Source organism: Brevibacillus sp. (assembly GCF_003521185.1).
Taxonomy (GTDB): Bacteria; Bacillota; Bacilli; order Brevibacillales; family Brevibacillaceae; genus Brevibacillus; species Brevibacillus parabrevis.
Map to the genome: position 1 here is coordinate 1 of NZ_DOTK01000024.1, position 14,134 is coordinate 14,134.

The 14,134-nt window shown below is 49.6% G+C and carries 14 protein-coding genes; 3 read left to right on the forward strand and 11 right to left on the reverse strand.

From position 1 onward, the window contains the following. Positions 1–66: 66 nt before the first annotated feature. The 10 genes from DEP07_RS05095 to DEP07_RS05140 form a co-directional block, all read right to left on the reverse strand. Positions 67–1,422 carry an MATE family efflux transporter gene (locus DEP07_RS05095; protein ID WP_173599557.1) on the reverse strand — a complete coding sequence of 452 codons (1,356 nt, stop codon included), beginning with the start codon at positions 1,420–1,422 and terminating at the stop codon, positions 67–69. Between the two features lie 168 nt (positions 1,423–1,590). Then, positions 1,591–3,075, reverse strand: a complete 1,485-nt coding sequence (locus DEP07_RS05100) for a lytic polysaccharide monooxygenase (protein ID WP_287102210.1) — start codon at positions 3,073–3,075, stop codon at positions 1,591–1,593. 225 nt (positions 3,076–3,300) lie between these two features. Then, positions 3,301–3,468 carry a DUF1049 domain-containing protein gene (locus tag DEP07_RS05105; RefSeq protein WP_122962435.1) on the reverse strand — a complete coding sequence of 56 codons (168 nt, stop codon included), beginning with the start codon at positions 3,466–3,468 and terminating at the stop codon, positions 3,301–3,303. 270 nt (positions 3,469–3,738) lie between these two features. Further along, positions 3,739–5,448 (reverse strand): adenine deaminase, encoded by a 1,710-nt coding sequence (locus tag DEP07_RS05110; protein ID WP_287102211.1) that lies wholly within the window; start codon positions 5,446–5,448, stop codon positions 3,739–3,741. Positions 5,449–5,465: 17 nt separating this feature from the next. Next, positions 5,466–6,527, reverse strand: coding sequence for an ABC transporter ATP-binding protein (locus DEP07_RS05115; protein WP_122962433.1), 1,062 nt, complete (start codon positions 6,525–6,527; stop codon positions 5,466–5,468). 16 nt (positions 6,528–6,543) lie between these two features. Then, positions 6,544–7,332, reverse strand: a complete 789-nt coding sequence (locus DEP07_RS05120) for an ABC transporter permease (RefSeq protein ID WP_287102212.1) — start codon at positions 7,330–7,332, stop codon at positions 6,544–6,546. A 5-nt stretch (positions 7,333–7,337) separates the two neighbouring features. Next, positions 7,338–8,159: an ABC transporter permease gene (locus DEP07_RS05125; protein WP_122962432.1), complete on the reverse strand. Its 822-nt coding sequence runs from the start codon at positions 8,157–8,159 to the stop codon at positions 7,338–7,340. Positions 8,160–8,185: 26 nt separating this feature from the next. Beyond that, on the reverse strand, positions 8,186–9,118 hold the full coding sequence (locus DEP07_RS05130; protein WP_122962431.1) for a nucleoside hydrolase: 933 nt from the start codon (positions 9,116–9,118) through the stop codon (positions 8,186–8,188). Between the two features lie 78 nt (positions 9,119–9,196). Continuing rightward, the gene (locus DEP07_RS05135) at positions 9,197–10,270 is read right to left on the reverse strand and encodes an ABC transporter substrate-binding protein (RefSeq protein ID WP_287102214.1); all 1,074 of its coding nucleotides are present in this window, start codon (positions 10,268–10,270) and stop codon (positions 9,197–9,199) included. A gap of 290 nt (positions 10,271–10,560) precedes the next feature. Beyond that, positions 10,561–10,911 (reverse strand): hypothetical protein, encoded by a 351-nt coding sequence (locus DEP07_RS05140; RefSeq protein ID WP_063228797.1) that lies wholly within the window; start codon positions 10,909–10,911, stop codon positions 10,561–10,563. A 257-nt stretch (positions 10,912–11,168) separates the two neighbouring features. Between DEP07_RS05140 and DEP07_RS05145 the strand changes: the two genes are divergently transcribed. The 3 genes from DEP07_RS05145 to DEP07_RS05155 all read left to right on the forward strand — a co-directional run bounded on the left by DEP07_RS05145 (position 11,169) and on the right by DEP07_RS05155 (position 12,969). Further along, entirely contained in the window at positions 11,169–11,606 is a 438-nt protein-coding gene (locus DEP07_RS05145; protein WP_217022059.1) for a hypothetical protein, read from the forward strand. After that, positions 11,594–11,893 carry a YxcD family protein gene (locus DEP07_RS05150; protein ID WP_063228795.1) on the forward strand — a complete coding sequence of 100 codons (300 nt, stop codon included), beginning with the start codon at positions 11,594–11,596 and terminating at the stop codon, positions 11,891–11,893. The genes DEP07_RS05145 and DEP07_RS05150 overlap by 13 nt, the downstream gene beginning before the upstream one ends. 200 nt (positions 11,894–12,093) lie before the next feature. Further along, positions 12,094–12,969, forward strand: a complete 876-nt coding sequence (locus DEP07_RS05155) for an ABC transporter ATP-binding protein (protein WP_122962427.1) — start codon at positions 12,094–12,096, stop codon at positions 12,967–12,969. A 132-nt stretch (positions 12,970–13,101) separates the two neighbouring features. On the opposite strand, the gene DEP07_RS05160 is transcribed toward DEP07_RS05155, so the two are convergent. After that, positions 13,102–14,082, reverse strand: coding sequence for a siderophore ABC transporter substrate-binding protein (locus DEP07_RS05160; RefSeq protein WP_122962426.1), 981 nt, complete (start codon positions 14,080–14,082; stop codon positions 13,102–13,104). Between the last annotated feature and the right edge of the window lie 52 nt (positions 14,083–14,134).

Here is a 14,134-nt window from a genome sequence, read left to right on the forward strand (position 1 = left end):
CGCCATGCGTGGCGCACCAAAAAGCGGAAAACCCCCTCGCCAGGGATTTTCCGCTTCGCTTTTGCTTTATGAATGACTGCGAATCATGCGTTTTTGTAACGACAGCAGACGTCCAAAAAGGAAGATGGCTCCGGCAGCCAATCCCGTGATCAGACCAATCCAGTAGCCAAATGCGGCGAGCGAAGTGAACTTCGCCAGGATATATCCCAAAGGCAAGCCAATCACCCAGTAGGATACCAGCGCTACGATAAAGGGAACGGTCACATCCTTGTACCCGCGCAGTACCCCTTGGATCGGGGCAGCGACAGCATCAGAGATCAGGAAAAGGATCGAGTACATCAAGAAATGCTGGGCAAGCTCCAACACCTCTATGTCCGTCGTGTAGAAACCGGCTACTTGCTTGCTAAACATCAGCAAGCTGACCCCAAACATCAGGGCGATGCCAAGCGCAATCCCTATGCCCAAATAACTGTACTGCTTCGCGTCCTGAAACCTTTTGGCTCCGACCTCAAAGCCGACGACGATCGTCAACGCCATGGATATGCTCAGTGGCACCATGTACAGGAATGACGCGAAGTTCATCGCTGCCTGATGCGCCGCAATCGTAATCGTGCTGTATTCACTCATGAACAACGTGACGGCAGCAAAAATGCTGACCTCGCAGAAGATGGAAAATCCGATGGGCAGCCCGAGCTTCAGCAGCTCTTTCCATGCCTTCATGGAGATGCGATAAAATGTAGAGAACATGCCAAATTCGACAAAAGGGTGGACGCGATTCACGACGACCAGACTAATGAGCAGGATACACCAATACGTAATGGCAGAAGCGTACCCGGCACCGATTCCCCCCAGTCGAGGCAAGCCAAAATGACCAAAAATAAATGCGTAGTTCAATAACACGTTAATGGGTAAAGATAGCAAGGTAATGAACATCGTTACCCGTGTCTGTCCCAATGCGTCGATAAAGCAACGGAGTACAGTATAGAGGAACATCGGAATAATTCCGAGGCCAATTGCATGCAGGAAGCCACGCGCAATCGTGCTTACCTCCGGCTCCAGTTGCATCCAGTTCAGGATCGGATCAAGCAGCAAACCGCCGACGATCATGACGCCAATAGCAATCGCCACACTCAAATACAAGGCTTGCATCACGGTATAAGGCACCTGATCTCGTTTCCCTGCCCCAACCATCTGTGCAACCATTGGCATGACTGCCATCAAAATCCCGGTCAAGCCTGCTTGAACAGGTGTCCACAGACTCGCCCCAATCGCTACACCCGCCAAATCTGTCGGACTCGCATGCCCTGACATAATCGTATCGGCGAACGTCATGGAAAACAGCGCCAGTTGCGATATCAAGATAGGAAGCAATACAGTCAAAAACTGTCGCCATTTTTCTTTTAGCGAATAGGTTTCATTCATTTTTTCGTTTCCTTCTAACCTTATAAGATGGGAAAACAATCATGCACCGATGTAACAGAGAACTGTTTATCTCTTAAATTATAAGTATAACAAAACAAGCAGGAATCGGCAAAATAATGGCAGTACATAAAAAACAAAGCCCAGGCTGTTCACCCGGGCTTTGCAACATTATTCAGCGAGATCCCATACAGCGGATTTTCCTGGCTCTTCGCCTTTTGTCCACCATTTTGCCTTGTAAACCTGGTCTTCGTAGCTCACTTTTGTCCCGCCCTCATAGGCTTTGCCTGCATCCCATGACAGTACGGCATCGCTTACCAGCTTCCATGCATCGGAACGATCCGGCCGCTCGCCTGTTACCCACCATTTCGCTACGTATTCCAATCCGTTGTAGATGACACGATCACCCTGTACATAGACAGCAGAGGAATCCCACGCAGGAATTTCACCCGGTACTTCCGGACTCTTCTTCTTCGTACTGACGGCAAATGGTGCGCTCGCTTCGGAAACATTTCCTGCCGCGTCCACGGCTTTGATCGTATACGTATACGACGTTCCCGGGGTTAATTGTTTATCGACAAAGGAGGGCTGGTCAACTGTCCCTACTTGTGTGCCATCACGGTAAACCTTATATTTCACGACTCCAACATTGTCTCGGGAAGGGCTCCACATCAGATCAATCACCGTCTCTGTCTGGTGATGAGACATGATACCTGTTGGTGCGGTCGGTGCTTCCTTATCCACGATATCTTCCGCTTTTGTGCGAACAGTCAGTGCCTTGCTTGGCTTGGACTCTTTTCCTCTGGTATCCACTGCCACGACGGTGTAGGTGTAAGCGGTAGCAGGCGTCAAGCCTTTGTCCGTATATGCCGTTTCCTTGGTGGATGCGATTTTTTGTCCATCGCGATACACATCGTACTGCTTGATTCCATTAGAGGCTACAGAATTGCTCCAGCTAAGCTCAATGCTTGTAGCTGTCTGCGATGCGGAAGTCACATTGCCCGGAACAGTTGGCAGCTGCTCGCCACCCGTTCCATCGTTAATCAGATTCACGTCAATCGCCTGATAAAACGCCATGCCCGTATCGGCAATCTCCCAAACACCCAAAATAATGTGGTAGCCGCTGCGATCTGTCGGTACATTGCACGAATGCGTTACCGTGAATGGCGGCCTTTTCCCTCCGTCCTGGAACGAGCAGAACAGCTCCAGATCCGCTCTGGCAAGCGGCTTGTCAGGATTCCAGTCTTTTTTCGTGATGTAATATTTCCACTCCGCCGTGCTATGCGGGGCTGTCAGCTTCCAAGTAAATGTATTTTGTCCACCCTGCAAGGTAACCTTGCTCCAACGATCTGCTGTTTGTGCGTAAAGCTCAGGATAGCGGCCTGCACCAGTAAATTCACCATCGGCAGGACCGGATTGCGGGAACGAGCCGATGCCCTCCACGCTTTGCGGTTCGTACTGGATTTGACCGCAGCCTTTGTTTTGCCCTGTCTTGCACAAGTAAGAGCGACTCGCTGGCGATTCGATGTACCCGTGAGCCGAAGCTTTTTCAGCAAACACGAGAGTAGCTGCGCCCGCCACCAGCATCATTGCCAGCATGAACAGAAGCGCCAGCCCTTTCCTGCACAGATTGTTTCTCAACCCTACGTTATCCATGTATTATCTCCTCTTTTCTGGATTAGGATCGAATACCATGTTACAGAAAATTTTTCCAGTAACACAGGTTCTGAATACCCAATCCAAACTAATTCCAGCAAGAAAATATGGAGATGATTCAGGAGTGTGTTCCTATGTACTTCCTTTTGTTTATCTACATGTTAGGAATATTTGATCATTCTCAAGGAAAACGTTAGGGGATACTTTGTTGATGATTCTTAAAAATTATTTCTCTTCTTTCTTCAAATAGGCTATTTCCTTTTTTAGTTGATTGATTTGTGACTGCAAATCATTACTAGAATTGTTGTTTTTGTTAAAAACCTTTGTGAAAAAACTTGCAAATACCAAAACAAGTCCAATTATCATGATTCCTGTTAATAATAAGACCTCCATTTCGAGCCCCCTCCCAATTAACCATTTTTTCAATAGTATACATTAATTTACAAAAGGAATCGAAAGCAGGAGGAATTTTCCGAAAAACATTACTACCTAGCGCGTTATCTCTTTGTTATTGGCAAGTTCGTTGGCTTCTCCGGTGTATGTCGGAACTCCTGGTGGTGATGGAGACTGAGCGTGCTAATTGCTATTAAAAACAAGCTACTCGCTGAAGTTTAATCTCCTCAGCAAGTAGCTTGTTCGGCACTTGAGCAGTGTTATTTACTTTTACATCAACAGCAACGGCACTACCTTCCCGGCGTTTACATCAATCAACCCCAGATCGGTCAGCTTCAAAGCCGGACTCACTGGCAACGAATGTGTGCTGATCGACATGATCGGGTTGTAATGGTCGTAGCCAAGCGATTCCATCGCGCGGCGAAGCTGCTCGACTTCTTTTGCTGTCTTTTCCAGCGGTTCCTCGGTCAAAATGCCGCCGACCGGCAAGTGCAGGTTCGCCAGCACCTTGCCGTCCTCCACCACACAGAAGCCGCCCTGATTACGGATGACTTCATTCGCAGCCACCATCATGTCGTGCGGATTGTGACCAACGACGAGCAAATTGTGGTTATCGTGCGAGTAGCTGGTTGCGATCGCCCCGCGCTTGATCGTGTCGCCGCTGATCAATCCGTAGCCGCGGTTGCCGTTTTTGCCGTAGCGTTCAAACACCGCAATCAGTCCGTACGGGCTTTCCTCCCAGCATACTTGCCCTGCCCGCACCTCGACGATCCCGCGATGATCCTCTGTAAAAGTGGAGCCGTTTTGTACGAGCATCACCCGGCACGGATAGCGATTGTCTGGTGCAGTAGAAGCTACCTGGAAGTCGCTTTCCGAAAGCGGGGCAAGCTTGATGCTTTCGTAAAAATGCGCTGGGAACTGCTTCGTATGCACGACCTGGCGGTACTCTTCGCGAACGTCGTACGCTTTCTTGCCGTTTTTGTAGACCTGCTCGATGTTCAGTTCGCGCAAATCGGATACGAGCACAAAATCGGCGATCTTGCCCGGAGCAATGGCTCCGCGATCCGTCATATTCATGCGTCTTGCCGGGGTGAACGTGCTGGCGTAGATAGCTCGCTCAGGCTGCATCCCCATGCTGATCGCCTTTTTCACAAGATGGTTCAGGTGGCCGCGCTTGAACAACGAGTCGGTCATGACGTCGTCCGTCACAAAACAAAAATGCTCGGAAACATCTTCCTTGATCAAATAGTCCATGACTTCTTCTGTCATCGATTTTTCCTGGATCTCCAAAAACATGCCCGCTGCTATGCGCGCTTCCATGCCTTCCGGCGTCTGATGCGTATGGTCGGAGTCCACCCCTGCGTAAATGACGCGATGCAGGTCCAGATCGAGCAGCTTGGGCACATGTCCCTCAATCACCAGAGTCGGGTACATTTTGCGAATGTGCTGCAAAATTTGGTTGGTCTTGCAGTTCTCATCGCGGATGATATCGACATAGTTCATGATCTCGCCCATGCAAATGATCTCGCAGGAAGCAAGCAGCTCATCCATATCGGCAATTTCCACGGAACCTCCCGTTGTTTCCATCGAAGTTGCCGGCACGGAGCTGGGGATCGCGTATTTCATGTCGACTACGCAATCTTTGCTTACGCGAATCATCTCTTTGATTCCTTCGATCCCGAACACATTCGCCATCTCGTGCGGCTCCGGCACAATCGTCGTCACGCCGTTTTGGATCAAGCCGTAGGAAAATGTCTCGGGCGTCACCATTGTGCTCTCGATGTGCAAATGAATGTCAATCAGGCCGGGGATCATGTAGCGGCCTTGACCATCTATCGTCTCGCCCGCTTCAAACGTTTCGCTGTTGCGCTCGCCCACGTAGAGAAAACGCCCGTCCAACACAGCGACATTGCCTTTGCGAAACATTTTGAAGTAGCTGTTAAACACTTGAACATTTTGGATCAATAAATCAACCTTCACGAAAAGCCCTCCTGTCTTTAGTCCACGAGCACCATTTTGTCTTTCGGGAACAGCAGATTGACCTTTTGGCCGCTCCGATAAGGGGTCTCCATCTCCTGGTTGACGGTAAAATCGCCCAGCTCTGTTTCCACGACATACTGATAACTGCGCCCCAAAAACGTGCTGACTTTGACACTGCCATGCAGACGATTCATCCCCGCCTGATCAGCCTCTTCGGTTGTCACCAGCAGATCGTCCGGACGCATGGCGCATTTTTTGCTCATTGGGCTGGCTGTTCCTGGGTTTTTGGCCGCAACAAACTCGTGTCCGCCCACACGCAGTCCGATCTCTCCGTTTGTTTCGGAGCGCTCGGCGAAGTCGATAAAGTTGGTAAAGCCGATGAAGCGAGCAATAAACTCGGTTTTTGGATATTTGAAAATCGTAGCCGGATCGTCCAGTTGCTCGATAATGCCTTTGTTCATGATCGCTACCTGATCCGAGATGGAAAAGCATTCTTCCTGGTCATGCGAGACGTATACCGTCGTGATGCCCAGTTCTTGTTGAATGCGGCGGATTTCTACCCGCATGTTGATCCGCAAATTCGCATCGAGGTTGCTAAGCGGTTCGTCGAACAAAAGCAGGTCAGGCGAAATGACCAGCGCACGGGCAATCGCCACACGCTGTCTTTGCCCGCCGGACAGCTCCTTGGGGAAACGCTTTTCAAAGCCGCCAAGGCTGACTACCTCCAAAATCCGCAAGACGCGCTGCTTGACCTCGGCTTCATTCACCTTGCGCAGCCTGAGTCCAAACGCCACGTTATCGAACACAGACAAGTGCGGAAACAACGCGTAGCTTTGGAACACAAAGCCGAAGTTGCGCTTGTTGACCGGCACGCGCGTGTAATCTTTGCCATCGAACAAGAAGCGGCCGTCCTTCGCTTCGAGAAAGCCCGCGATCAGGCGAAGCGTCGTTGTTTTCCCGCAGCCGCTCGGCCCCAGCAGGGAGATAAGCTGCCCCTTTTCGATGTTCAGGTTGAAGTTTTGCAAAATGTACTGATTGTCATAGGCAACCGATACGTTTTCCAATGCGAGCAATGCCATATGTTTGATGCCTCCGTTATCGTTTTGTAAAGTAGGAAAGCCCCATCAATCGTTCAATGACGAACATGAGAATAGCCGTAATCATCATGAGCACAACCGAGATCGCCGCGATCGTCGGGTCGAAGTTGTTCTCGACGTAAGTCAGCATCTGGATCGGCAAAGTGCTTACTCCCGGCCCGGTCATGAACACGGAAATGTCCACGTTGTTGAACGACTCCAGAAAAGCAATCAAAATCGCCGCAATAATCCCGGAGCGAATGTTAGGCAAAACGACTTTGAAAAATGTCTCCAGCCGCCCCGCGCCAAGACTGAGCGCCGCTTCTTCAATGGCAAAATCGAAATTGGACAGGCTGGACGCGATGACGCGAATAATGAAAGGAAGCATCAGCACCGTATGGCCGACAAGGAGTCCGGCGTAAATCGGCAGATGGTAGACGACGATGACGTACTTCAGCATGGCAAAGCCCATGACAATGCCCGGAATCAACACAGGCGAGATGAAGATGCCGTTCAACAGCCCTTTGCCGCGAAACTGGAAGCGGCTCAGCGCATAGGCCGCCGGAATCCCCAGCAAAAGCGCCAGCAGATTGCCCAGCAAGGACACGATCATCGACGTCTGGAACGTCGTCATGAACATCTCTACGTTGAAGATGTTGTCATACCAGCGAAGGGAGAAGCCTTCCGGCGGAAATTTCAGGACGCTTCCCGGTTCAAACGATGTAAAGGATATGATGATGAGCGGCCCCAGCAAAAACAAAAACACAAGAAGGGTAAACAGGGCCAACCCGCGATTTTTCTCCTGCATAGCTTCTACCCCTTAGGATTTAGTTTCGTCGCCAGCTTGTTCATGAAGAAAATGACGACAAACGTGATGACGATCATGATCGTGGCAATGACCGAAGCCATGTACCAGTCGTTCAAAGTAATCGCGTTCTGGTAAAGGAACGTCGAGATGACGCGTTGCTTCCCGCCGAGCAGCGCAGGAGTCGTGTAAGCAGTCAAGCTGCCGACAAATACGAGAATGCTTCCGATAATCAGACCCGGCACACTGAGCGGCACAATTACTTGACGGAATGCCGTAAATTTGGAAGCACCCAGGCTTTCAGCCGCTTTGATCAAATCGGGATCGATGTTTTCCATCACGCCGACAAGCGTAATGATGATCAGCGGCAAGAACAAATGAATCAGACCAATCATCATGGCGGTCGGGGTATACAAGATTTCCAGCGGCTTATCGATCAGCCCGATCGACAGAAGCGAGCTGTTCAGCAAGCCTTTTTTGCCGAGAATGATCATCCAGGAGAACGAGCGTACAACCGAGCTGGTCAGCAGCGGGAAGATGGCCAGCGCCAGCAAAATCCCTTTTTTGCGCGGTCCCAGCTTGGAAATGTAGTACGCGGCAGGGAATCCGAGCACAATGCAGGCAATCGTCGTCACCAGACTGACTTGCAGCGTGGTCAGCAAAATTTTCACGAAATACTTGTCCGTCAAAAACTGCATGTAGCCTTGCAGCGTAAAGCTTCCTTCATGGAAAAACGTCGACGCAATCGTCATTGCAATCGGAATGACCATGAACAGCGTCAAAAACAGCACACCAGGCAGTAGCAATAAATAAAGACCCTTTTTTCTCATCAAATTAACTCCTGTTCACGGTATCGTCAGGCTTTCAATGCGCCGATAAAACGCGCAAAGAACGCATCTGCATCTACGTCCAGACAGACGTTCATGTTGGGTTCTTTTTTCAGGCGGTTTTGAAAGTCGCAAACCGTCTGCCCGTCGCAAAGCTCGCTTTTCGTTTCGATGTCGACGTACAGCTTTTTCGTCTGCACCAGCGAACGGTCGAGCGCGACCGCGACCGCCAACGGATCATGCATGGCGCATGCGCGAATGCCGTTTCGTTCAAAGTAGCGATCCAAATAATCGGACGTGCTTTGCTTCACATATCGGCCGATGGGCGTATCTCCCAACGCTGCGATATGCTCTTCGTTCAGCAGGACTCTGCGTGTTACATCCAGCCCAACCAATGTCAATTGCGGAAACCCGGCATGAAAGACGACTTTCGCTGCTTCCGGATCGACGTACATGTTGTACTCCGCCACCGGGGTCACATTTCCGTATTCAGTCACCACTCCGCCCATGAAAATGACTTCCTTGACGTGCTGCACAAGCTCAGGGCACTTTTTCACAGCGAGAGCCAGATTGGTCAGCGGCCCGGTCATCACGAGAGTCACCTGGCCGGACTGAGCCAGCACCTGCTCGCAAATGAAGTCGGGTGCAAAGCCAACTGCTGGCTGCGTATGCACCTGTACATCCCGCAACGCTCCGCCAAGTCCATCCTCGCCATGGATGCGATGCTCGAAAAACTGCGGACGCAATAGCGGCTGGGAAGCTCCGCGGACGACCGGGATTTTGTCGCCTGCTTGCAGCAAATCGAGGATTTTGCATGTATTTTCTGTAGCCTTGCCAAGAGATACATTGCCGTTCACGGTAGTAATGCCGATCAATTCACATTGACCGCTCTTGATAGCCAAAATAATTCCCAGCGCGTCATCAATTCCGGTATCGACATCAAGAATGATTTTTTGCTCCACGAGTGGTCCTCCTCTGTTTGAAAAAAACAAGGGTATATCCGCGCCGACGTCTATACCCTTGTCCTGTTTGGTTGCTCGTTATTGTGTAATTTCGCGATTCCAGCGATCGATCCACACTTTGGAATGCTCATTGACGAATTTCATGTCCAGCTTGCGCAGTTTGTTGACGGTTGCTTCCCCATAAGTAACGCCTTTTGCTTCCTCATCTGTCAGCTTCACGGAGGTGTTAACAGGAGAATCCACTTTTGCTTTCGCTGATTTTTCCTGCACTTCTTTGCTCAACTGGTAGTTGATGAAGTCTTCTGCCAGCTGCTTGTTTTTGCTGCCTTTTACGATGTTGACGGTGTTCATGACAGCGTATCCTCCGCTTTCAGGAGCGACGAATACCGCTTCTGGCACAGCTGCCTGGATATCCTTGAAGTACATTTCCATGATCGGCCCAACTGCAATTTCTTCCTGGCTAAACATGTTCACATACTCGGAAGTTTTGTCGTAATACTTCACAACGCCTTTGTTAGCTTCTTTCATTTTCGCAAACGCCTGATCTTCGTTGAACTCCTTGCTGCCTGCGACTACAGAGGCACTGTCGAGGATCATCGGGCCTGTCGTCGATGTGATGTTTGGCAGCGTCAGCTTGCCCGCCAAATCTGGATTCCACAAGTCTTTCCAGTCCTTGACCTCGGTTTTGACCAGCTTAGGATTGTAAGCAATCCCGAATTGTCCGATCGTGTACGCCGGGCCATACTCCTCGCCGAGCGGCGCTTTGGCGATATCGTAAATCTCGTTCAGGTTCGGAATACGGCTGCGATCGATTTTTTCGAAGGCGCCGCTGTCGATCCCTTGTTGCGCGTAGTAATCGGACAAGTAAATCAAATCTACGTCAGAGCTTCCTTGACGCACTTTGTTCAGACGCTCGGCGTTGTTGCCGATTTCCAGCACGATTTTGACGTTGTGCTCTTTTTCAAACGGCTCGTAAATTTCTTTGCGGAAAAAGTCTTCCGAGAAACCCCACGTGGAAATAACCAGTTTTTGCGGCTCGCCTTTTGGCGCTTCGCCAGCTGCTCCCTCCTGCGGTTTGTCGCTTGCGCCACAGCCTGCGAGTACCAAAGACAGCATGGAAGCAGAAAGGATTCCTGTCAGCATTTTTTTCATTGTATGATTCCTCCAGTTCAGCTTGTAACTTGCAAATAATGAATGATTGCATTGCAGTTCATAGATAGAATGAGGCGTTAACAAGCGATATTATTCATCAACCACATCCTTAAAAAGCGAATGAGAAGCGCAAAAAACAAAAAGAAAAGCACCCTTGAATAGAACGATACATTCTAAACAAGAGCACTTTTCTTCGTAAACAAAGAGAAGCGACACCCGTTTCACACCATTTTCACGGTCTTCCCTTGAGATAGATCAAAAGAGAAAATCCGAACGAATGGCTCAGGTATTTAATTTTCCGAGTCACTTACAATTACATTCGTGATCGCCCACTGCGTAGGCGCGTCGTAGTCTCTAAGCACAGCTTCCAGCTTCAGGCCCATCTCTTCCTCCAGCCGTTCTCTCAGCTTCCTCTTATAAAGAAGAGACATGCGAAAATCGACTTCCAGCTTCAGAGTCGGGGCTTCGCCTTCCAGCGCATCTGAGCGCGGAGAGCGGCGATGCTTGGCGTGGAAAGTAATCAACTGATTCTCAATCGTCACTCTCAGCAAAGTCGTTCCAAATCCGAACAACTCTTTTGCTATCTCATTATAAATGGCAGACAGCTGCTTTCTCGTTTCATTCGTGTCTACTAAACTCATGACATCACCCGCGAGAGCTGTTATCTGATTTGTTGTTTCCCATTATACATATGATTTCAGGCTAGAGCAAGCTAACATTCGTATTTAGATCATTTTTACATTTTTCAGTCATATATTCGTTCGGTCTTTGCTGCTGTCGTGCCGCTTCACAGCTTCTTCCATCCAGCAATGTTCACCGAATGTTTGGTGGAAAAGCCTCATATATTCATGTACACTTATATGTAACTTCACGAATAGAGAGGGGCTACTCCATAACCATGAAAAAACTCATCATGATGCTAGTCGCCGTCATGCTCGTACTCGCTCCCGCAGGATTCACAGATCATGCCGACGCAAAAGGTTATAAGTCCGGCAAAAAATCGTTCAACTCCAACACGGCTCCAACCAACACGCAGACGCCAAACAAAGCCGATTCCAATGTAAATGCATCTACCAATAAAAATACGACAACCAATACACCAGCTACTGCTGCTCCAAGCAAGAGCGGCGGATTCATGAAAGGTCTTCTCGTCGGGGGATTGGCTGGACTTTTGTTCGGCAGCATGTTTGGCGACATGGGGGCACTGGGAGCGATCTTTGGCTTCTTGATCAACATGCTGGCGATTGTCGCTGTGATCGTATTGATTCGCAAAATCTTCGTCTACTTTAAAACGCAACGCGCGAAAAAACAGGAACTGAACACATGGAAAAGATAACACTGTCCGAACAAGTATTGATTAACGCCATCTGCCTGCATGTGGCGAGCAAAAAACAGATTCAGCCGCAAAACGTAGAAGTCGAACTGATGTGGGACGAAGAATACGGCTTCTCCGCTGAAGTATACGCGAACGAACGCAAACAAGTGTTCATCGAGATCAACCTGATCGAAGCCATTCGCTTTTACCTGGAAACGCAAATGCAGCGCAACCCTTACTCCGCCGGCATTGAGCTGGTATTGGACGACGAGGAAGGCATCATCGCCTACGTCACGTACCAAAGCTAGTCGCCCTTGCCTTACCCGCTCGAACTTCCCAAGCCAGTTTGCTCACCACAGTGGGCAGATTGGCTTTTTACATGGGTGCATTTCCCTTGATCAAGTATTGAAATTGCCTTCGTTACGTTATATACTTTAATGAAAATGATTATCATTTTCTTTTTTTGCTTATACATGTACATACTTTTCTATAAAGGAGTTGGCCCATTGTGGAACGCTTATACACGCAAAAACTGGACATCGGTTACGGCGAGCTTTCCATTGTCAAAGACCTGAACATCAGCATCCCTTCTGGCAAAATTACCGCACTGGTCGGCGCAAACGGTTCGGGTAAATCGACCATCCTCAAAACGTTGGCCCGAATTATGAAACCGACAGGTGGACAGGTATTTCTCGATGGGAAGTCTATTCATCAGCAGTCAACAAAGGAAGTCGCCAAGCAGCTGGCAATTTTGCCGCAGAACCCTACCGCTCCCGATGGCCTGACCGTGTCTGAGCTTGTTACCTATGGCCGCTTCCCTCATCAAAAAGGATTTGGCTCCCTGACCAAGGAAGACAAAGAAATCGTGCAATGGGCGATTGCCATGACGGGCATGATCGATTTTTACGACCGTCCCGTCGACCAGCTCTCCGGTGGTCAACGCCAACGCGCCTGGATCGCCATGGCTCTGGCGCAAGGAACCGACATCCTGTTCCTCGATGAGCCGACAACCTTCCTCGATATGGCGCACCAGCTGGAAGTTCTCAAGCTGCTGCAAAAGCTGAACGAAGAAGAAAAACGTACGATCGTCATGGTTGTCCACGATTTGAACCATGCGACTCGCTACGCACAGCACATGGTAGCCATCTCTCGCGGCACGGTCATCGCCGAGGGCTCTCCTGCCGAAGTCATGACACCTGACATGCTGCGCAAAGTGTTCAACATCGAGGCTGACATTTTGACTGACCCGCGCACAGGAGTGCCGCTCTGCCTCCCTTACGAGCTGAGCCACGCGGCAGAAAACAAGGCCGCTTCCAGTACCGCGCCTGCATCCAGCCAACAGGCTGTGCAAGAAGACGAACGCAAGCTGGTCGGCACTCGCTAGTAACTCATCACTTGCATCGAACGATCAAGCCATTCTCATGGACGGTAAATGAGAATGGCTTTTTTATATAGGCAAAAGGCAGCCCAAGGATCTTCTCCCCAGGCTGCCTTTGCTGTTATCAGCTTGTTTTCGTTACCACTTGATGTCTTTCAAGATTTCGTCTGCCATGTTTGCAGTCGAAACCAATCCGCCACCGGACAAGTACCAGTAGTTCGCATCGAGGTAAATGATGTTGCCGTTTTTGAATGCTTTGGTGTTTTTCGTGAGGTCGTTTTCAACCGCTTCTTTCGCAGCTGCGGAAACACCTTCATTCGCAGAAATCACACCGCGGTCTACAACAAACAGGTAGTCAGGGTTTTTCTCTGCTACGTACTCAGCGGATACGCTTTGTCCGTGGGTGGATACTTCAATGTTTTTGTCTACCGCAGCGAACCCGAACACGTCATGCAAAATACCGAAGCGGGAGCCAGGACCGTAAGCGCTCAGCTTGCCTTCGTTCACGAGAACGATCAGCGCGTTTTTGCCGCTTGCTGTTGCTTTTTCGTTCAGTTGCTTGATCGATTCGTTGATTTTCGCCAGTTCTTCATCTACTTGTGCTTCTTTGCCAAAAATGGTTCCGAGCGTTTTCATGTTCTCTGTGAAAGAGTCCATGTACTTGGAAGTGTCTACACCGAGGAAGATCGTTGGAGCAATTTTGTTCAGTTCTTCATAAGCGTCTTGCTGACGACCGGAGATGAAGATGACATCCGGCTTCATTGCGTTGATCTTTTCAAAGTCCGGCTCTTTCAGGCTGCCGATGTTTGTGTATTTCGCGTCTTTGAATTTCTCCAGATAAGGCGGAATGCTGGATTGTGCCACACCTTTTACTTCGATGCCCAGTTTGTCCAAGGAATCGAGCACGCCATAGTCAAAGACGACAACGTTTTGCGGGTTTTTCTTCAGTTTGGCCTCGCCCAATTTATGTTTGATTGTGATTTCTTCGGATTCCTTCGCAGCGCCGTTGGACGCTTCCGGAGTTTGGGAAGGAGCTGCACTATTGGAGCCGGAACCGCATGCCGCTGTAAATACTGCCAACAGTACGGCCATGAACAGCATCAGGATTTTTTTATTCATTTTTCTCACCTCTATAAGTATTTTAATATATGACGGATTGTCAAGCCAAGTG